Below are 21,214 nucleotides of genomic sequence, written 5' to 3'. Positions count from 1 at the left end.
AGGAGCCATTTTCACCAACATGCACAATTAAAAAAGAACCTACAGTGTTATAACACTGTAGGTTCTTTTTTAATGTTTCAGCTTATGCAGCTCATCCAACAGCCGCTCATTCAATATCCTAATATAAGTCCCTTTCATGCCCAGCGATTTGGACTCAATAACCCCGGCACTTTCAAACTTTCTTAGGGCATTGACGATAACAGAGCGGGTAATTCCTACCCTGTCAGCAATCTTGCTGGCTACCAACAGGCCTTCATCACCTTCAAGCTCTTCGAAAATATGTTCAATTGCTTCCAGTTCAGAATAAGAAAGGGTTCCCAGGGCAATCTGCACAGCAGCCTTTTTACGGGCTTCTTCTTCAACACGTTCTGCTTTTATTCGAAGAACCTCCATGCCGACCACTGTTGCGCCATATTCGGCCAAAACCAGGTCCTCATTGGTAAACTGCTCGTTAAATTTCGCCAGCACCAGCGTACCCAGCCTTTCCCCTCCACCTGCTATAGGTACTACTGTCATTACCTTATCCTGAAAAACACACTGATTCTCAATATGAAAAACACAGGTATTTGATTTCTCATTAAAGTTGGCTTTTGTTTCAATAATCCTTAGCAGCGACTCATTATAACTCTCAGGAAAACGTTCTGCATTTTCAATGATATCCCTAATAACATCACAGTCAAACTTGTCCACAAAAGAAAACCCGAGAAGCTTCCCTCTTCTGCCAACAATGTAAGTATTTGATTCAATGTTTTCAGTCAAGACATCGGCCATTTCCTGAAAATCGACCGGGTTTCCGGCAGCCTTCTGAAGCAGTTTATTAATCTCCCGGGTTCGTTCCAGCAAATCCTTCATAACTTTCCTCCCTTAGCTCAAGGCCTTATAAGATATAACGGCTTAAGTCCTGGTTTTGAACAACATCCTGAAGTTTATTGCGAACGTATTCACAATCTACCGAAATATCTTTTACCTCGATATCAGGCGCATCAAACGCAATATCCTCCAATAATTTCTCTAAAATTGTATGTAAACGTCGAGCGCCGATATTTTCTGTCTGTTCATTAACAGTATAAGCTATTTTAGCTATTTCATCAAGAGAATTTTCAGTAAATTTTAAACTAACCCCTTCTGTTTCCAGCAAAGCTGTATATTGCTTAATCAAGGCATTCTGAGGTTCGGTAAGAATCTGTTTAAAGTCAGCCTCGGTAAGGCTTTCCAGTTCAACACGGATTGGAAAACGCCCCTGCAGTTCGGGAATCAGGTCTGAGGGTTTGGAAACATGAAAAGCACCAGCTGCTATAAAAAGGATATAATCTGTTTTAACCGGTCCATATTTTGTCATTACTGTGGAGCCTTCCACAATCGGCAGGATATCCCGCTGCACCCCGCCCCTGGATACGTCAGGCCCGGAACCGCTTTCCTGTCCCGCTATCTTATCTATTTCGTCAAGGAAAATAATCCCTGACTGTTCCGCCCGATCCACTGCTATGGAAACAACTTCATCCATGTCGATAAGCTTTTGCGCCTCCTGCTGGACCAGGATTTTACGCGCTTCCCCGACAGTAAGCTTACGATGCTTCTTCTTTTTAGGAAATATTCCCCCCAGCATATCCTGGATATTTATCCCCATTTCTTCGACACCAGCACCTGTAAAGACCTCCACCATAGGGGTTCCGGTATCTTCAACCTCTATCTCAAGATACTCGTTCTCCAGTTTCCCTGCAGCCAGCTTTTCCTTAAGGGTATCCCGTTCGAACTGCAGCCTCTTGATGTGCTGGCTGTGTTCATCATCCGTGGTCTGGTCCTGCTGTCCGCCCCCGAAAAAAACTTCAAAGGGGTTTTTGGCCCCACCGTCTTTTTCCGGCAGCGGCGCCAAAAGCTCAATTATCCTTTGTTCCGCCAGTTCGCCAGCCTTTTCTTCAACAGCAGAAATCTTCTCGTTTTTCACTACCCTGATGGCCGTCTCCACCAAATCCCTGATTATTGACTCCACATCTCTGCCTACATACCCGACCTCAGTAAATTTGGTGGCCTCAACCTTGACAAAAGGAGCATTGACAAGCTTCGCCAAGCGCCGGGCGATCTCTGTTTTGCCAACACCGGTAGGGCCAATCATAATAATATTCTTTGGTACAACCTCATCCCGGAGACCGGCTGAGAGCATCCTCCTCCGGTAACGATTGCGCAAGGCTACGGCAACAGACTTTTTGGCCTTATTCTGCCCCACAATATATTTATCCAGTTCGGTAACGATTTTTCTTGGAGTTAAGTCTTGCATGGAAATGTCCCCCTTATTAACATCTGGTGATAATAAAAATCTTATTTCCACGGACGGCCCGCGCCGCCATTGAGGCAGCAGCGGAGCCGTTGGCACTTTAGTGCCTTTACGGATCCGGCGTGCCCCCTGCGGGTAGATGACGAATTAGCGGTGTTCCCGGACTTCGCCAGGAACAAGGTTAGATTTATCCGGTGTCTGTGGAGAGCCTACTGCATCCCTACAGTTCCTCAATTGTTATATTGGAATTCGTATATATGCAGATTGAGGCAGCGATTTCCAGGGCCTCCCTGGCTATATCAGAAGCGCTCAACTGTGTGTGGTTGACCAAAGCCCTGGCCGCGGCGAGAGCATATGCCCCGCCGGAACCTATTGCTGTTACATTATCATCAGGTTCGATAACCTCACCGTTACCCGATATAATCAACAGGTGTTCCTCATCAGCAACTATCAGCAGGGCTTCAAGCTTTCGCAGGAACTTATCCATACGCCATTCCTTGGCAAGCTCCACTGCCGCTCTGGGGAGGTTGCCCCGGAACTCTTCCAGCTTTTTCTCAAACTTTTCAAACAGGGTAAAGGCATCAGCCACTGAACCGGCAAAGCCGGCGACAATCTTATTATTATGCAAACGGCGAACTTTTTTGGCCTTTTGCTTTAAAATCATATTCCCGCCAAAAGTAACCTGCCCGTCACCGGCTACAGCTACTTTCCCATTCAACTTGACAGCGACAATGGTAGTACCTTGAAACATAACAATACCTCCTGTCCCCATTAAGCCCGGGGATGGCTTTTTTCATAAACAGACCTCAGCTTTTGCTTGGTCACATGTGTATATATCTGAGTTGTGGACATTTTAACATGCCCCAGCAGTTCCTGAACAGCCCTGAGATCAGCTCCTCCGTCCAACAGGTGGGTGGCAAACGAATGCCTTAACGTGTGCGGGCTGATGCGCCGCTGGATACTTACCTGTTTCACATATTTATCTACAATGTTGCGGACACTTCTTGCCGTCAGCCGGCCCCCGCTCTTGTTTAAAAAAAGCGCTCCGGTACTCTGTTTGCCGGTAAGCTGAGGCCTTCCGTCCGCCAGATACCCATTCAGGGCCTTGATAGCATAAGACCCCATGGGAACAATCCTTTCCTTGGCACCCTTACCCATAACCCTCACATACTCAAGCTCCAAATCAGAGTCACCGATATCCATCCCCACAAGCTCGCTGACCCGCAAGCCGCTGGAATACAGTACCTCAAGAATAGCCCGGTCCCTTAGCCCCGATGCCTTCTGGGTATCAGGAGCTTCCATAAGGCTCCTGATTTCATCCTCATACAGGAATTCGGGAAGCCTTTTTTCAAGCTTCGGAGTTGAAACCCTCAACATAGGGTTGCCGGACACAACCTCCTCCCGGGAGAGAAAGCGGTAAAATGACCTTAAGGCTGCCAGTTTCCTGGCAATCGTAGACCTGTACAGCCCCTTTTTCTGCAGTTCAGCCAGGTATTTCCGGACTGACAGGTGGTCAACCTGTTGGGGTGTCACCTGTTCACCGGACACTTTAAATTCATCAGCCAGGAAATCCACAAACTGCCAGATGTCTCTCTGGTAACTTTCCTGAGTCCTTGGCGAGGCATTTTTCTCTACTTTTAAATAAACTATGAAGCTATCAATAAATGTATACATGCAATCACCCTGCTTCGTGAGCTCACCGATTCAGCGCCCTTTTTAACAACCCTTCGGCTGCCCGCTGCTGATTAGGATTTTAAAGGCAGTACATATAAAAGCACTGCCAGAAAATGGCACACACTGCCCGCCATGACAAACAAATGCCAGACAGCATGATTAAAGGCCTTCTTTTTCCTGATGTAAAAAAACGTTCCCGAACTATACAGTACGCCACCGGCAACCAGCCAGGCAAGACCCGGGCCGGGGATACCTGCAACCAGAGGCTTGACTACTGAAACCACTAGCCAACCCATTGCTAGGTACAAAGCTGTTGACAGGATGCGAAATCTTTTTACAAAAAATATTTTGAATACAATTCCGGCAATCGCCAGCCCCCAGACCACCCCAAATAAAATCCAGCCTAATCGGCCGTGGAGTGTGATGAGGGTAAATGGAGTATATGTACCCGCTATTAGTAAATATATCGCCGAATGGTCCAAAACCTTCAGGATATCTTTGGCCTTCCTGTTCCTTAGTGCATGGTACAGGGTTGATATTAGGTACATTAAAACAAGTGTCGAGCCATAGATGCTAAAACTAACAATATGCCAGATGTCACCATACATAACTGCAAATACGATAAGTAAAACAAGGCCTGTCACAGCAAGAGCGGTACCTATGCCATGAGTCAGGGCATTGATTCTCTCTTCTGCAAGAGAATACTCCCCAGTATTTACCATAGCTCTTCCCACCAACCTTATACTTTTATTACCGCTAAACCCGGCTTAAATTCCTCAAGCCTGTTGAGCGCCCTTTCTGATATTTTACCATATCTAAGCCGCTTATCCCGAATTTTTTCATCAAGCTGCGGTAAAATTCCGAAATTAATATTCATGGGTTGAAACTTTTTGGCCGCCGGTGTGGTAATATATTTGCATAATGCCCCATGTGCCGTTTCCTCCGGAAAAATGACCGGTATCCCACCCGCGCTCATCCGGGCTGCGTTAATCCCGGCAACCAGCCCCATTGCCGCCGATTCCACATATCCTTCAACCCCGGTAATCTGTCCGGCAAAAAAAATATTTTCATCGTTCTTAATCTGAAGAGTAGGCCTCAGAATTTCGGGGGAATTGATAAAAGTATTGCGGTGCATGACACCATAACGTACAAACTCAGCATTTTCGAGTCCCGGGATCATTCTGAAAACGCGGTTCTGTTCACCCCACTTGAGATGTGTCTGAAAACCTACGATGTTATATAAAGTGCCTTCACTGTTGTCCTGTCTAAGCTGGACCACTGCATAAGGTCTGTCGCCGGTACGCGGGTCTGTTAGTCCCACCGGCTTTAACGGCCCGAACAGCAAAGTCTGGTATCCTCTGGAGGCTAATTCCTCTACAGGCATACAGCCCTCAAAAAATATCTCTTTTTCAAACTCTCTTAAGGGAGTACACTCAGCGTCCACCAGTTCCTGATAAAACCTTTCGTACTCTTCCCTGTTCATAGGGCAATTGAGATAGGCGGCTTCACCCTTATCATACCTGGAAGCCCGAAAAACCCTGGAGTGGTCCAGGGATTCCAGAGTAACTATCGGAGCTGCCGCATCATAGAAGTAAAGATATTCATACCCCGTAATTTTCCTGATAGTATCAGACATGGCATCAGAGGTCAAAGGCCCGGTGGCAATTATCACCGGATTGGCTGTATCAATTTGGGCAGCCTCCTGCCTGATAACCTCCACGTTTGGATGTCCTGATACCATATCGGTGACCAGCCCGGCAAATTCCGACCGGTCAACTGCCAAAGCGCCTCCTGCCGGAACTGATGATTTATCGGCACACATTATGATTAACGAATTAAGACGGCGCATTTCTTCTTTTAATAATCCCACGGCATTTTCCAGCGAACTCCCCCTAAGGGAATTGCTGCACACAAGCTCGGCAAACATGTCGGTATGATGAGCCGGAGATTTTCTCACCGGCCTCATTTCAAAAAGGCTCACCGGGATACCTCTGGAGGCAAGCTGCCAGGCCGCCTCCGAACCGGCCAGCCCGGCACCAATTACAGTTACTGGTTTCATTTAAGCCAAAACCCTTTCTTGATTAGATAGTTGACTGGCCCCCGAATTGACGATTATTCAACAACTGCTGCTTTTTCCTGGTATTTACAGTCGCTACCCGAGCATTTAAGAACCGTTCCTTTACCGCTTACGGATTTCTGCACCAGAACTTTGCTGCATTGAGGACATCTCTTATCTGTAGGCTGGTCCCAAGAGACAAAGTCACAATCCGGGTAGTTGCTGCACCCGTAAAACTTCCGACCCTTTTTACTTCTCTTCAAAACTACGTCTCCTCCGCATTGAGGGCAGGAAACCCCGATAGTCTCCAAAAGGGGTTTGGTATTCCGGCATTCGGGAAAACCAGGGCAGGCCAGAAACTTGCCATACCTTCCCATTTTAATAACCAGATTACGTCCGCACAGGTCACAAACCTCATCACTTACCTCGTCTTCTATCTCAATGACACCGATGTTTTTTTCCGCCTTTTCCAGTGTTTCTTTAAACGGAGTATAAAATTCACGGATAATTTCTATCCAGTCGGTAGCGCCCTCTTCTATGCTGTCAAGCTTATCCTCCATGGCAGCAGTAAACTGTATATTAATAATATCGGAAAAATGCTCCTTCAACAGGTCAACCACCACAAAACCCAGCTCTGTGGGGAAAAACTGTTTTTCTTCCTTTATTATATAGCCCCTCTTTTGGATTGTCTCCACTATTGGCGCATAGGTACTCGGGCGGCCTATCCCGTTTTCCTCAAGGGCCTTAATAAGACTGGCATCCGAATATCGCGGAGGCGGCTGGGTAAAATGCTGTTTCGGTTCCAGGCCTTTTTTTTCAAGAGAGCTGCCCTTTTCCAAATCCGCAGGCAGTGACCCAGATTCCTCTTTGTCACCATTGTCCCGGCTTTCAGTGTAAACCTTCATGAACCCGGGGAATTTCACCACTGAACCGGTTGCCCTGAAAGTATACTCTCCGGCCATAATATCTACCGTCGTGGTATCCACCACCGCAGAACTCATCTGGCTTGCCAGGAACCGCTCCCAAATCAGTTTATATAGTTTATACTGGTCCCTGCTGAGAAACTTTTTAATCTTTTCAGGTTCGTGGATAATGGTTGTCGGCCTGATAGCCTCATGGGCATTTTGGGTCCGGCCCTTGGTTTGGTACTGCCTTGCCTTGCCAGGCTTATAGTCGGCCCCATAGTTATCAAGGATATATTGTGCTGTCTCCTCCTGAGCTGTTTCAGAGATTCTGGTGGAATCTGTTCTGATATATGTAACCAGACCTACCGTACCTTCAGGACCAATATCCAAACCCTCATAAAGCTGCTGGGCCACCTGCATGGTTTTCCGGGCCGCAAAATTCAGCTTCCGGTAAGCTTCCTGCTGCATCGTACTTGTTGTAAAGGGCGGGGATGGATTCCGCTTCTTTTCTCTTTTCTTGATGTCATCGATGACATAGTCAACCTCTTTAAGGTCTGACATGACTCTGTCCATCTCAGTTTTGTTTAAGATGTTTATTTTCTTTTTATTATGTTTCAGAAGTTTTGCGGTAATATCACTCTTATTGCCTTTTTTCCTGAAAATACCTGTCAAGGACCAATATTCTTCAGGAACAAATGCCTTAATTTCTTCTTCCCGGTCACAAACCAGCCGCACCGCTACTGACTGAACACGACCGGCGCTAAGCCCTTTTTTAACTTTTCTCCAGAGCAGCGGGCTGAGATTATAGCCGACCAGGCGGTCCAAAACCCTTCTGGCCTGCTGGGCATCTACTCTGGGCTCATCAATGGTGCGCGGGGACTTCATCGCCTTTTGGACGGCATCTTTTGTAATTTCATTAAATTCTACCCGGCACTTTTCCTTTTCATTGATCTGCAGCTGGTACTGCAGATGCCATGCAATTGCCTCACCCTCCCGGTCAGGGTCAGTGGCCAGCAAGATATGAGTGGACTTTTTGGCTGCGCTGCGCAGTTCCTTCAAAATATCACCTTTGCCCCTGATAGTGATGTACTTAGGGTCAAAGTTCTTTTCCACATCTACTCCAAACTGGCTTCTGGGCAAATCCCTGATATGTCCCATAGATGCCTTTACAGTATACTTTTTGCCAAGAAATTTTCCTATGGTTTTGGCCTTGGCAGGCGACTCTACAATCACCAGATACTTTGACAAAATTATCACCCCTGTAACAGCTTCTGCTTCTAAATATTCAAAAGAGCAATTCCCCATTAACACAGTGCTGTCATTTCGTAGTCTTAACCGCAACTTTACGTTTATATACAGTTACAAAAATATATACAGTTACAAAAATATATACAGTTACAAAAAAATGCTTTTAAACAAGGATACTCCGGACATATCTCTGTCCGGGAAGCTGCCTGACGAGGCCTTTTAATTCCATAACCAGAAGCATAGACATAACCTCAGAAGGCCTGATCCCGGTGCTGCATATGATTGTTTCACTGCTTATCGGGTCATCTGAAATAATATTATATACCCTTTTTTCTTCATCGGTCAAATAAATATTACCTGAGACACCACACAGCTCCCGCCCGGGAAGTACCCCTTGATCAGGAACAGCCAATCCCAGTTCCTCAAGAATATCTCCTGCGTTTTCCACCAGGCAGGCACCCTGTCGGATAAGCCGGTGGCAGCCCCGGTTCATCCTGTTAGTCACCTGCCCCGGGACGGCAAATACCTCACGCCCCTGTTCCAGGGCAAAATCCACCGTAATCAGGGAACCGCTTTTCTCGGCAGCTTCGATAACCAATACACCACAGGATAATCCACTGATGAGTCTGTTGCGCTGCGGAAAGTTGCCGGCCACAGGTGAGGTTCCCGGAGGAAATTCACTAATCACCGCTCCTTTTTGAATTATCTCTTCCATTATATTTCGGTTCTCCCTGGGGTATACCACATCGACCCCACATCCCAAAACAGCAATAGTGATTCCACCTGAATCCAGGGCCCCCCTATGGGCTGCCGTATCAATTCCCCTGGCCATACCGGATACAATGCCCAGACCGGCGTGTGACAATTCACCCGCTATCGCCCGGGCTGCCGTTAATCCATAATGGGTCGCCTTCCTGGCTCCCACTATAGCAAACATCTCTTTATTCAGGATACTCTTCTTCCCCTTGAAATATAAAATCTTTGGAGGGTCAAAAATGTTTTTTAACAATAGCGGATATTCGGGTTCCTCGATAGAAATAACCCCGATTCCGGAGTCCGCAAGTTTTTGTGTTTCTGCTTCCGGTTTTAATTCCCTGCGCCTGTCCAGAAGACTCGAAATAACCTTTGCCGGAATTCCCGGTATAGACCTTAAAGCTGCTTCACTTCCATACCAAACCTTTTCCGCTGAACCCATGAACTCAATCAAAGCAGCAAGCCGGCGCGGCCCCAAACCTTCCACCATGCTCAGCAAAACATAATAAGCCTTGGAATCCACAAACTGCACCCCTGACAGATAGTTAGATTTCTCAAAACATAAAGCCTTTTTATCCTTTACACTGTTTCGGGGTAGTTCCTTAATTTCCTGCATGGGAAGGAATTTTTCTGTCAAATTATTCTATTAGCGTACCATTGCTACCAGTTTTTGCAGCCCCTGGCCAGGTCTGAGAAAATCCCCATAAAGATCCCCGACCTGCCTGATTCTGTCCAAGACATTACCGCTGTTAAAATCACCGGGACGTACCTTGCCCTGCCTGACCTCTTCCCAGGTCAGCGGCGCCGATACCGGCGCTCCGGGGACCGGACGCAGGCTGTATTGAAAAGTCATAGTCTTGCCCCGGGTATTCTGCAGGTAATCCAAGTAAACCTTCCCTCCCCGGTCGGCCACTAATCTTTCCATGGTCGTCTTGCCGGGAAAAACCGCATGCACCTGACGGCAGATAAACTCTACGGCATCCCGAACCTCACTATAGGTATATTCAGGCTTGACGGGAACAAAGACATGCAGGCCCGTGGCGCCCGAGGTCTTGGGATATCCGTAAAGGCCAAACTGGTCCAGAGCCTCTTTTACCAAAACAGCAACCTCAAGTGTGTCAGCAAAACCTGCCGGAGGCATCGGGTCCAGATCAAAAACCATAATATCGGGGTAGTTTATTTCCGGCGCCTTGGCCAGCCAGATATGAAGTTCTATACAGGCCTGATTGGCCAGCCATAATAGTGTAGGCAGGTCATTACAAATAATATAGTTTATCGTTTTACCTGCCTCAGGCGACCTCACCGGAAATGTTTTCACCCATTCCGGAGCATACCCCGGACAATCCTTCTGATAGAACATCTCCCCATCAATCCCATCAGGATACCGGCTCATTACGAACAGCCTGTCCCTCAGATGTGGCAGCAGGATATCTGCAATTTCAGCATAATACTTAATAAGTCCCGCCTTATTTATACTATCACCGGGCCACATCGTTTTTTCCAGGTTTGTCAGTCGAAGGCTTTTTCCGGCGACAATAACCTCTCTATCCAACTAAATCACCTTTCCAAGCGGCATTTTTCCGGCGGAATTTCTACAAACGCCTGAATACTTGGCTGTCTCAGAGTCTGACCCCCGGTCCATTCAATGAACTTTACTTTAACAGTGATGACAGGCTGCAGCCAAACAGCAGTTTTTATACGCTCCGGCTTGTTCACGAAGTGACGCTCCTTGACCACTAAAGGCTTAATGCGTTCAGTCAGCGCCCTCCATTCGGTCATGTTCAATTTCCCCGTTCCGGCATGCCCGATGTACCAAAGCCGGCCTTCCCGGTCATAAAGGCCCAACAGCAATGCATTTACAATATCGCCCCGAAAGGTCACCCCCCCGACTACAGCAATCAAGTCATGATAATTCTTCAGTTTTTGCCACCTGCGGTCTTTACCCTTGATACCATATGTACTTGTTAAGTCCTTACAGACGATGCCCTCTAAGTCCTGTGCTGAAACTACTTTATAAAGAGATTGCGGGTCATCAAAATTTTCAACTAACTGTACATGATCGGAAGGTATTATCACATCATGCAGTATCTCCTGCCTTTGTTCCAATGGTGAACCGGTAACCCATCCCCCGTTATAAAACAGGATATCAAAAATCATATAAACCACAGGTGTTTCTCTCATAGCCCGGAGAACTTTATCCGGTTGTCTGACACCATCCCGCTTCATCACATTATGAAAAGAGGGTTTCCCTTTTTCTAAAGCAATTACTTCACCATCCAACACAACTGATGCAGCGGAACAATATCTCTTTATTTCAGCAAACTCGGGAAACTGAAGGGTTCGGTTATTCAGCTTCCTATTATATAAGGCAGCAATATCCCCGTCAAAATACGTTAAAATGCGCACTCCGTCCCATTTAACCTGAGCTGTCCACTGGTTTCCAACCGGCATTTCATCAGCCTTTACCGGTTCAAACGGGATTACCGGTTTCAACTTCATGTTCCGGCCTTCCGGCGACCTTTGCCGGACCCTGCTGCGGCCTTTCTGCCGGCCTTTGCTCCTGGTTTGGCGTCCTTTTTCATCCGAGTCCGTTCCTTTTCTTCCTTGGCCAGGTCGATACTCGCCTTAAGAGCCTCCATAAGGTCAACTACCTTGCCGGTCTCCACTCTGGGGGCAACCTCTACCTCTTTACCGGTGATCCTGGACTCAATAAGTTCACTTAACGCAGCCCGGTATTCATTGTGGTATTTTTCCAGGCTGAACGGCTCAGCCAGACTTTCAATCAGATTTGATGCCATTTTAGCCTCATTTTCACTTACCTTCACATTATAATTGATTTCCGGCAGCAGCTCCGTATTCCGAATTTCATCAGGGTAAAACATTGTCTCCATAACAATTATATCCCGGTATACCCTGAGGGCTGCCAGAGATTCCTTGGACCTGATGATAACTTTTGCTATAGCTACTTTTCCGGTTTCCGCCATCGATTTTTTGAGTAGTTCATATGCCTTCTGCCCACCGTCTCCCGGAGCCAGGTAATATGATTTATCAAAAAGCACCGGATCTATTTCACTCAGATCTGCAAAGTTTATAATTTCTACTGTTTTTGCGGTGGCCAGGGGAATACTCTCAAAATCCTCATCACTGAGAACAACATATTTACCTTTTTCATATTCATATCCCCTGACAATTTCATTCATAGGCACTTCTGTTTCGCAAGTCGGACAAATCTTTTCATACCGTACCGGCGTCTTACATTTCTCATGAAGGTAATTAAATTTAATGTCCTTACGTTCAGTGGCCGCATACAGTTTTACAGGTACATGCACCAGGCCGAAGCTGATAGCGCCCTTCCAAAGGTTTCTCACAAAAACCCACCTCACTTTATATTATTATCACCCCCATTACATTTATCATGTACAGACAGTGTTTCATAATTAAATGAAGTATTTTTGCCTAAAGCACAGGAAGCGGCAGACACATTGCTTTACAACGACTCCAGTCGTTCCGCAACATATCTGCCACTCCATTAACAGATGAATTTCTCTAGTGTTACCGGACAGGCAATTTTACTATGCAGGTTGTGCCAACACCTTCAATAGAATTAACCTGCATGATGCCATCGTGATTCTGAACAATCCGATAACATACTGTCAGTCCCAGTCCGGCAGCCTCCTCTCTGGTTGTGAAAAAAGGGTCGGCTATCCGGTTGAGAACATCGGGGGAAATTCCGGTTCCGGTATCACTAATTATCAAGGTGACCATATTTTCCTCACCTGAAAACCTGGTCTGAATTTTTAAGGTCCCCCCATATGGCATGGCCTGAATCGAGTTTCTGCATAAATTGCTAACCAACTGCGTAATCTGCGGGCGGTCGATGTAAACCTCAGGCAGGCCTCCGGAAAAATCTGTTTCTATTAAAACCCCGTTATCAACTGCATACATGGCAGTATCAGGCAGCAGTTGGTCAATTAATTCATGGATGCTGCTTTGTTTCATCACCGGGAAAGTCGGTACCGCCATCATCAGGAACTGGTTGATAATACCCTCAATATGCTGAACCTCTTTTTTAATTATCTGCGCATATTCCCATCCTTGTTCCCCGTGTTTAAACTTGTCCTGAAGAAGATATGTGAAGCCCTTTATACTTGTAAGCGGGTTCCGGATTTCATGGGCTGTACCTGCTGCAGTCTCCCCGATAGCAGTAAGCTTTTCATACATGAAGTGATCTTCCAGCATCCGTTTGTCATCTTCATGATACTCCCGGATTTTCCCAACCATATCATTGATGGAGGCGGCCAGATGTGCAATTTCATCGGTTCCGTCATCTACAATTACATTTGTGAAGTTCCCTGCCGAGGCCTCATCCAAGCTCTCCGTTATCCTGTAAATACGCTTCAGGGTACTGTGTAAATACCTGAAAATGATTCCGGAAGTTATGATAATACCTCCCAGCGGAACCGCCAGCAGCGCTAAAACAGGCATGCATCCGGACCATGCTTCCAGGCCGGTCAGCGCTGTACTCATATTATGATGTAAATTAAATCCGATTAAAAAAATGCTGCCTAAAACCACTGAAGAAGTGATCAGCAAAGAAAAAACCAAAGCGATGGTCTTCCTAATATCATACCCCGGAAATACATCATTTTTCACTTGTTTTTCGGAATCCCCTTTTCTATTAATTCATAATTTTTACGAATTGTCTGAATTTTGTTCGGAGCTTACTTTTTTTTCGTTATATAGCGGGGGAATCCCTCTATTTTCCGGCCGAAATGATTGTAGATATGTGGGAAGTTTTTTCGAATTTTAGTCTTTTGAAGCAGTTGCAATTCCCATTGCCCTGGCCACCAGTTCTGCCATATGAATAACTTTAAGTTTTGATTCAGCTATTGAGGCGCCGCCTGACAGTCCTGAAAAGCAGGTCGGGCATGGAGTTGTCAGATACTCGGCTCCGGTTTCCTCAGCATCTCTGATGCGGCGGACCGATGCCGCTTCCTGCAAATCGTGGTTAGCAATCTTCAGGCCTCCGCCGACCCCGCAGCACCTTGAGAACTGCCTGGTTTTTTCCATTTCAACGAACTCCATTCCGGGAATTGCCTCAACCACCCGGCGCGGGGCGTCGTAAATATTGTTGTGCCGTCCCAGCAGGCAGGGGTCATGGTAGGTGACTTTTCCTGGAATAGGCTCCTTTAACTTGATTTGTCCCTGCCGGATTAGAATGTCAAGATACTCAGAAAGATGATAAATCTTATATTTTTGCTCCCCAACCTTGGGATAATCAGCGTTAAGGGTTTTAAAACACCCTGCACATGCAGAAACCAGAGTATCAAATCCCAAACTGTTCAGCTTTTCGATGTTTTGCTGTGCCAACTGTTTAAAGGTCGGATCTCCCATCCGGCGCAGCTTGCCATAACAGCAGTTTTCCGCTGTCCCCAAAATCCCAAACTTAACTCCTGCCTCGTTAAGGATATTAACCGTATGTTTGGCAATTCTGCTTACCTTTTCATCAAAGGTTGCTGTACAACCTATAAACAGCAGCACGGAAGCCTTATTTTCCGTAATCAGTTCCGGCCTGGACAGCAGTGTTCCATCCTGAAGGCCGGCTTCTATCCAGTCGGTCCGGGCTGACTGTTCCTTTTTATAGGGATTCCCGAATTTGACCAGATTCTCACAGAAGGTTCTTTGTTCAGGAATTGGCCCTAATCCGGACCTGAACATGGCCTCCCGGACATCTTCCCATAATTCAACAGTATCAATTCTTGACGGACAGACGAAATGGCACTGGTTGCAGCAGGAACACTCATACAGACCTGTCAAAAAGTCTGACAGGGTATCCTGACTAATGTCAGATTTGAATAATCCCAGAAATCCGTTCTGCGCTTTTAAGATAGACTTGAAATTCTTTATTTTAGCCCTGGGAGTAACTTTTTCATTTTCCGTAAGACTATACACCGGGCACCAATTCTGACATTCTCCGCACCTGGTACAGGCATCCAGGCACATCAACCGGCGGGGACTTAATTTATCCAAAGGTATTTTACTATTACTCTTTTTCATATATATAAATCACCCCTTACCCGTTCTTCGGAAGCATTTAAGATAATTTCTGCCGGACTATTGATGATGTGCATAAACTTGCTGTGGGGAAAATAAGCCAACATGGCGGCAGTAAGTACGGCATGCGTAATCCAGATCACAGATGCCGCAGCACGAACCCACTCCCCCTTAAATAAAGCAAATCCAGACAACCGGTATCCAATAAAGGAATACTCCAGTCCGGGTACAGGTCCGGACAGCGCAATCCGCACAGCCTCCAGGAAGAACCCGGTAATCACCAACAGAAACAGAAAAACCAATGTTATCGTATCAGTAGAGTCTGTATTTAGTTGTTCGGCCCGGAAAACAAACCTTCTCAGGAAAGCAGCTGCCACCCCGGCTAACAGCATTAGTCCAAAAAGGTCTCCGGCCAGCTTATAATAGTTGTGGCCCTGGCCGTGAAGCATATATTGGCTGATGCCGGAGCTTTCCGGAATAACGGTCTCCAAAGCCACCGCTATTGCCGAGAGAGACATTAGTCCGATAAAGCCCCAAAAAACCAGCATATGAACTGACCAGCGCAAAAAGCTTCTTTGGGCTATATGTTTCTGAAACAATACTTCCCGGAAAAAGGCGGCGAACATTGCTCTGCAGTCAGGCTGTCGATAAAGTAGTCTGCCTTTTCCGCTGAAATAAAAGGAGAATTTATTGACCAATCCTACTATTAATAGTAGTAGTCCAAGAGACTGAATTACCCAGAATATTGTCCAGGGCTTGTAGTAGAGAACTACACCTGAATCCATCTAACCACCCCACTTAATTATATTGGGAGCTGTTTCTCCTATTCACTTAACTTTATGGGCTTGATAGAACTTGCCAAAAACAACAGCATACATGATTGATGCAAATATAACGCTGATATAGTTTACGGCAGAAAGTACTGCATTGGGAAAATAATTTGCGTACACATAAACCCCCAAAACTTGGGAGCCAACGAAAGCTCAGACCATCGCCCACTGGGTTGCGGAAAATTCACTGCTATAGAAATATTCCTTAAAGTAGCTGCTGAGTAAATAAACACTGAAAATCCCCCAGCCAATTGCAGCGACATATGAAAAATTGATTAAAAAGAACGAGATAACCTCTGTATTAAAGCCAAAATGCACCTGCAAATAATCTGTAAACCTCAGGAGACTTATGCCAAACAGACAGGTAATTGGAATCATAATGAAATAACTGGGCAGTACGGGGTTCTGCGGCAGACTGACAGATTTTAGCTGCAGGTAAACTAAATAACTAAGTTTAGTTACCAGTAAAAACAAACCAACACTCAAAGCCAGCAGAGACCCGAAGGCAGCTATAGACGAAAGCTCTTTGTTGGCTGACATGGAGGCTATGCCGGTACCGGTCAGATTAACCAGACCGAAGGCGAAGACATCAAGCAGCCACACAAAATTCAATTTCGCTCCATCAAGCGGCCGGGTTAACCAGTTCTTCAGAAACTTGAATTCAAGTGTAAACAGAATAAACCAGAGACAACCAAAGAGAATAAAGCCGGGCAGCATCAAAGATTGCAGATTTGACGATATTTGAGGGATAAAAAAAGCCAAGGGAGCCAAAACCACATTTGCAATCATTGACATGGAGGCAATGGGAACAAAAATACCAATACTCATGGTGGGCGGCCCATTCATGAAAGCGTTGTATTCCTCCCTGTTAAAAAGCCATACTGTTAAACTTTTCAAAAGAACAACTGTGGATACCAAGCTAATCACTGTAAAAGTCAACATAATTCCGGTTAAAAAAAGGTACAACAGATTTTGAACTGTACTAAACCCTCCCCAGGGCATATCTGACAATTTGATTAGTCCCTCTCCATGAGGTACGGCAAACTGCAGATAATTAAAGGCCATTAGTGTGATACCTCCTGCAGCCAAAGGTACCTGGAATTTGAATGGATTAAACTTCATTAGATACTTTCTCCTTTCTGTAGTACTTTTTATAGTAGTACTTGCGGGCCTACCTTTAAAGTTGTTCCTATCTTACCATAACCTTAAATATAATTGAAATGCATATTTATCATATTAGTTATGACAGATTAACATATCAAATATGAATGCTGCGTCCATGTACAGCCTCTGCGGCTTCCATTACTGCTTCCGCCAAGGTAGGATGAGCATGGATTGTACCGGCAAGCTGGGCAGCAGTTGCCCCCAGTTTTACTGCCAGGGCTGCTTCAGCTATCAGATCTGACGCATGTGGTCCGACAATTGTTACCCCAAGAATTTTATCAGTTACCGGGTCTGCAATGATTTTTACAAAGCCTTCTGCCTGTCCTGCTGCCAGAGCCCTGCCGACAGCCATAAAAGGAAATTTTCCTGCTTTTGCGGCAATACCCTGCTCTTCAGCCATTTGGCCGGTTATCCCAACTGAAGCCACTTCCGGATAAGAAAAAATACAGTTGGGCACCACAGTATAGTCCATTTCAGTTTCCATACCCATGATATTTTCCACTGCAGCAATACCCTGGGCTGAGGCCACATGGGCAAGCTGTATCTTATTGGTTACATCACCAATGGCGTAGATATTCCCGACACCGGTCTGCATCCTGGAATTGACCGGTATTTCGCCCTTGAGGCCGGTCTTCACACCAACATTGTCCAGACCTATACCTTCAGTATTAAAAGCCCGCCCAACAGAAACCAGCATCTGATCAGCCCTGATTTCCTCCCCGGTCTCCAGTGTCACCGCAACACCATCCTGACCCTTGGTTACTTGTTGGATTCCGGTTCCGGTCTTTAGAGTAATCCCCTGCTTTTTAAAGAGAGTCTGCATTAACCTGGCCGCTTCCTTGTCGATACCGCTGAGTATTGAAGGCATTATTTCCACAATGGTAACCTCGGCGCCAAGCTCCGCAAAAATACCGGCAAATTCACACCCAATGACTCCGCCGCCGATTATGAGCAAGCTCTTAGGGCATTCCGTCAGGTTAAGGATTTCATCACTTGTTAACACTGTTGTCCCGTCATAACCCCATGAGGGATTGACAGCCGGTCTGGAGCCGGTTGCTATAATTATGTTCTCAGCCTGTACCTTTTCACTGCTGCCATCCTCCTTGTCAATTTGAACACTGTTTGGAGACAACAGTTTTCCGGTGCCTTTTACTGTCTCAATCTTGTGCTTTTTAAACAGGTAGTTGATACCGGTAACCAGTCTTTGGACCACCTGGTCCTTGCGCTTCATGAAACGGGGAAAATCTATCACCGGGTTACCGGCATCAATGCCAAATTCCCGACTATTTCTAAGGCCTCGGAGTACTTCCGTCCCGGAAACCAACGCCTTGGTAGGAATGCAGCCCCTGTTAAGGCAGGTTCCGCCCAAACGGTCTTTTTCCACCACCATGACCTTTGCACCCAGTTGTGCAGCCCTGATGGCAGCCACATAACCTCCCGGTCCTCCACCCAGAATGACTATTTTGTAAGCCATAGTTTTTACCTCCTTAAACTTTACCGGAGGCCTGCAGCCTCCGGTAAAAACTGAATGTTTGGACCCTGGCTAAAATGTTGCAACCTTGTCCGCCTCTTCCATCCAATGGGCCAATTCTATCATGTTGCTTCTTTCAGTTCCCTCGACCATTTGTACTTCGCTCAGTCCCCGAGCGTCCATACAGGTCCCTCACAACTTGACTTTCCCGCCTTTAACCAGGATTCCCTTAAGCATGCGCTCAATATTATAATAACCCTGTGGCGTATTCTGGCCTGTTACAGCATTGCCAACAGCATCAGCCATCAGAAAAACCCTGACATCGGCAGCAACCTCTTTTTGCATGACCATGGCCAGCCTAAGTGCATTATAGGCCTTTTCTGTTCCATAGGGACCGTCATTAACTATAAAAAGATACTTCACATTATCCCTCCTTTCATTTCACCATCTGTCATCAGACAGCGTATTTTTGCGCTATGGCAAAAGTTCAATAATACCTGAAGGCCCGCCTGTGATTTCCCCAACACACGCCGCTGCCAGGCATCCTTCTCTAATCAGCGACTCTTCCAGCTTCTCTGCCTTTTCCGGTGTCACTGCAATTAACAATCCGCCCGAAGTCTGGGAATCACATAAAACCGTTCTGGTTTCAGGCATTACGTTATCTGATTTCACTTTTTCTGCCAGGTAACGATAATTATTATGAGTTCCGGCTGGTACGATACCGGAACGGACCAGGTCCCAAACCTCATCAATAACCGGTACGGAGCCGGTATAAATCTGCGCACTTATCCCACCTGCTGTTAACATCTCATAAAGATGGCCCAGGAAGCCAAACCCGCTCACATCAGTACAGGCATTGACACCAACTTCCAACATTGCAGTGGCTGCGCCACGGTTCAGCTCCACCATCAGGTCATAGACCTTTGCTGTCAGCTCTGTACCGGCTAAATCGCGGTCGATGGCAGTTGTTATTATTCCTGACCCTAAAGGCTTGGTCAGGTACAGCTTATCACCGGGCCGCGCCCCCTTTTTAAATAACAGCTTTTCGGGATTTACCGTACCCGTAACAGCCATCCCATACTTGGGAGCATTGTCTTCCACAGAATGTCCCCCTGCAACGGTGACCCCGGCCTTTAAAGCAATATCAGCCCCGCCGCGCAGGATCTCCTCAAGGATACTGACAGCCAGGCTTTTTACGGGAAAACAGACGATGTTTAAAGCAAAAACCGGTTCCGCCCCCATGGCATAGATATCACTTAAGGCATTTGCAGCTGCTACTGCTCCAAAGGAGTAGGGGTCGTTTAAAACCGGGGTGATAAAATCAACGGTCTGGACCATTGCCAATTCTTCACTGACTTTAAAGACCGCCGCATCATCAGCGCCCTCCGTATAAAAACGTTTATCCTTGATTTTGGGGAGGCTCGTCAGAATCTGTTTTAGATCCGCCGGATCTATTTTGCAGGCTCAGCCCGAACCCGGCGAAAAACTGGTTAACCTGACAGTAGGTTTCTCTTTCAATGCTATTACCCTCTTTTCCCACAGAACTTATATTTTACATATTACCACATGTAGTGATATAATAGAAATGCATAATCATCATAGCAGCTATAATAATACATTATATCATCAGGTGGTGGATTTATGGAGTTATCCCAGCTCAGGGCTTTTTATGAAATCGCCAGATCCGGCAGCTTCAGTAAAGGAGCCGAAAAACTTCATATTACTCAGCCGGCCCTGTCACGCCAGATTGAATCCCTTGAAAAATCAGTAGGGATAAGCCTGTTCAACAGGCACAGCCGTGGTGTTTACCTGAGTGAAGCGGGCCGCAGGTTGTTTGAATATGTTGAACAGATGTTGCGGCTGGCCGATGAGGCTGACAGAACCCTCCAGGAATTACAGGGCCTTCATATCGGTAAGCTGAGTATTGGCGCCTGCACAACTATGGGCAGTTATTTACTGCCTACTCCACTGGCTACTTTTCTGAAGCAGCATCCCAATATTGAGGCTTCCCTGGAACTGGGCAGCAGTGATGAAATCGCTGCCCGGGCTGCCAACCGGGATTTCGACCTGGCCTTTATTGCGGGAATTGCCGACCCTCCGGGACTGTGTATTGAACCAATTCTTGAAGACCAGATTCTTTTTTTAGTTTGTCCGGACCATCCTTTGTCTAAAACGACCGTCTTTCAGCCGGAACTGCTCACTAAAGAGGTTTTTATCATGAGGGAATTGGGTTCAGCCACCAGAAAGGCCCTGGAAGCCATTCTGGAACGTGTCCAGATCAAACCCGGCAGGGTTGTCACCCTTGGTGATACCGAGGCTGTGAAAAGGGCAGTCATGGCCGGAATGGGGATTACATTTCTGTCCCGGTTCACCGTGGGGCTGGAACTGCAGACCGGCCTTTTATGTGCCCCCAGTTTTCCTGAGCTGCAAATGAACCGGAAGCTGCTCTGTATTTATCCCAAAGGAGTTCACCTTTCTCCGGCAGCATTGGCCTTTTTGTCACATATAAAAAAAGAGAGCTATTAGGCTCTTTTCAGCTCATGACAAAACCCGCGCTTTTTGATCATTAAAATTTAATAAGGCAGGGGTGGATAAAATTACTACAACGGGGCTCCCAAGCGGTTACCACCCCCCTTAAATAAGCGACCGTTCCTTGCTGTAAGACTATTTCCTACCTTGATAAATGATCATAATTACCCGTCATATCCTTGGGGTTATACGGTCTTCCTATCGCTTCCCTGAAAATGTAGTAATTCCAATGGGCCTCCTTAGTGTTCTCACCATCTG

The 21,214-nt window shown here is 46.4% G+C and carries 18 protein-coding genes and 1 pseudogene; 1 reads left to right on the top strand and 18 read right to left on the bottom strand.

The genetic code is table 11. The annotated features are described in order from the left end of the window. Positions 1–69 precede the first annotated feature (69 nt). The 18 genes and pseudogenes from codY to selD form a co-directional block, all read right to left on the bottom strand. On the bottom strand, positions 70–852 hold the full coding sequence (codY, locus tag Ga0451573_RS15790; RefSeq protein ID WP_231685119.1) for a GTP-sensing pleiotropic transcriptional regulator CodY: 783 nt from the start codon (positions 850–852) through the stop codon (positions 70–72). Between the two features lie 25 nt (positions 853–877). After that, positions 878–2,275, bottom strand: a complete 1,398-nt coding sequence (gene hslU, locus Ga0451573_RS15785) for an ATP-dependent protease ATPase subunit HslU (protein WP_231685118.1) — start codon at positions 2,273–2,275, stop codon at positions 878–880. A 217-nt stretch (positions 2,276–2,492) separates the two neighbouring features. Then, on the bottom strand, positions 2,493–3,023 hold the full coding sequence (gene hslV, locus Ga0451573_RS15780; RefSeq protein WP_231685117.1) for an ATP-dependent protease subunit HslV: 531 nt from the start codon (positions 3,021–3,023) through the stop codon (positions 2,493–2,495). A 20-nt stretch (positions 3,024–3,043) separates the two neighbouring features. Then, a complete protein-coding gene (gene xerC, locus Ga0451573_RS15775; RefSeq protein WP_231685116.1) occupies positions 3,044–3,946 on the bottom strand; it encodes a tyrosine recombinase XerC in 903 nt (300 codons plus the stop codon). Positions 3,947–4,017: 71 nt separating this feature from the next. Continuing rightward, positions 4,018–4,668 carry a PAQR family membrane homeostasis protein TrhA gene (gene trhA / locus Ga0451573_RS15770; RefSeq protein WP_231685115.1) on the bottom strand — a complete coding sequence of 217 codons (651 nt, stop codon included), beginning with the start codon at positions 4,666–4,668 and terminating at the stop codon, positions 4,018–4,020. A 17-nt stretch (positions 4,669–4,685) separates the two neighbouring features. After that, entirely contained in the window at positions 4,686–6,005 is a 1,320-nt protein-coding gene (gene trmFO / locus Ga0451573_RS15765) for an FADH(2)-oxidizing methylenetetrahydrofolate--tRNA-(uracil(54)-C(5))-methyltransferase TrmFO (RefSeq protein WP_231685114.1), read from the bottom strand. 53 nt (positions 6,006–6,058) lie between these two features. Next, a complete protein-coding gene (topA, locus tag Ga0451573_RS15760; RefSeq protein WP_231685113.1) occupies positions 6,059–8,155 on the bottom strand; it encodes a type I DNA topoisomerase in 2,097 nt (698 codons plus the stop codon). A gap of 163 nt (positions 8,156–8,318) precedes the next feature. Further along, the gene (gene dprA, locus Ga0451573_RS15755; RefSeq protein WP_231685112.1) at positions 8,319–9,431 is read right to left on the bottom strand and encodes a DNA-processing protein DprA; all 1,113 of its coding nucleotides are present in this window, start codon (positions 9,429–9,431) and stop codon (positions 8,319–8,321) included. Between the two features lie 123 nt (positions 9,432–9,554). Further along, positions 9,555–10,460, bottom strand: coding sequence for a non-homologous end-joining DNA ligase (ligD, locus tag Ga0451573_RS15750; RefSeq protein WP_231685111.1), 906 nt, complete (start codon positions 10,458–10,460; stop codon positions 9,555–9,557). Between the two features lie 5 nt (positions 10,461–10,465). After that, positions 10,466–11,407 (bottom strand): ATP-dependent DNA ligase, encoded by a 942-nt coding sequence (locus Ga0451573_RS15745; RefSeq protein WP_231685110.1) that lies wholly within the window; start codon positions 11,405–11,407, stop codon positions 10,466–10,468. Next, on the bottom strand, positions 11,404–12,276 hold the full coding sequence (gene ku, locus Ga0451573_RS15740) for a non-homologous end joining protein Ku (RefSeq protein ID WP_231685109.1): 873 nt from the start codon (positions 12,274–12,276) through the stop codon (positions 11,404–11,406). Before ku ends, Ga0451573_RS15745 begins: the two co-directional genes overlap by 4 nt. A gap of 184 nt (positions 12,277–12,460) precedes the next feature. Then, positions 12,461–13,561, bottom strand: a complete 1,101-nt coding sequence (locus Ga0451573_RS15735; protein WP_231685108.1) for a HAMP domain-containing sensor histidine kinase — start codon at positions 13,559–13,561, stop codon at positions 12,461–12,463. Positions 13,562–13,714: 153 nt separating this feature from the next. Next, positions 13,715–14,965, bottom strand: a complete 1,251-nt coding sequence (locus Ga0451573_RS15730) for a (Fe-S)-binding protein (RefSeq protein WP_231685107.1) — start codon at positions 14,963–14,965, stop codon at positions 13,715–13,717. Next, the gene (locus Ga0451573_RS15725; RefSeq protein ID WP_231685106.1) at positions 14,962–15,747 is read right to left on the bottom strand and encodes a respiratory nitrate reductase subunit gamma; all 786 of its coding nucleotides are present in this window, start codon (positions 15,745–15,747) and stop codon (positions 14,962–14,964) included. Before Ga0451573_RS15725 ends, Ga0451573_RS15730 begins: the two co-directional genes overlap by 4 nt. 42 nt (positions 15,748–15,789) lie before the next feature. Continuing rightward, positions 15,790–16,914, bottom strand: a complete 1,125-nt coding sequence (gene tsoY, locus Ga0451573_RS15720) for a selenoprotein TsoY (protein WP_376797701.1) — start codon at positions 16,912–16,914, stop codon at positions 15,790–15,792. Positions 16,915–17,050: 136 nt separating this feature from the next. Beyond that, positions 17,051–18,430: a dihydrolipoyl dehydrogenase gene (gene lpdA / locus Ga0451573_RS15715; RefSeq protein WP_231685104.1), complete on the bottom strand. Its 1,380-nt coding sequence runs from the start codon at positions 18,428–18,430 to the stop codon at positions 17,051–17,053. 69 nt (positions 18,431–18,499) lie between these two features. After that, positions 18,500–18,850, bottom strand: a pseudogene (locus Ga0451573_RS15710) (DsrE/DsrF/TusD sulfur relay family protein). 51 nt (positions 18,851–18,901) lie between these two features. Then, complete coding sequence (selD, locus tag Ga0451573_RS15705) at positions 18,902–19,945, bottom strand: selenide, water dikinase SelD (protein WP_231685103.1); 1,044 nt, start codon at positions 19,943–19,945, stop codon at positions 18,902–18,904. 123 nt (positions 19,946–20,068) lie between these two features. On the opposite strand from selD, the gene Ga0451573_RS15700 reads away from it, so the two are divergent. Next, the gene (locus tag Ga0451573_RS15700; protein WP_231685102.1) at positions 20,069–20,953 is read left to right on the top strand and encodes a LysR family transcriptional regulator; all 885 of its coding nucleotides are present in this window, start codon (positions 20,069–20,071) and stop codon (positions 20,951–20,953) included. Positions 20,954–21,214: the final 261 nt, after the last annotated feature.

This window comes from Phosphitispora fastidiosa, assembly GCF_019008365.1.
In the GTDB taxonomy this organism is placed as follows: Bacteria; Bacillota; Thermincolia; order Thermincolales; family UBA2595; genus Phosphitispora; species Phosphitispora fastidiosa.
Note: the sequence above shows the minus strand (reverse complement) of the source record. Positions and strands in the feature narration are given on the sequence as shown.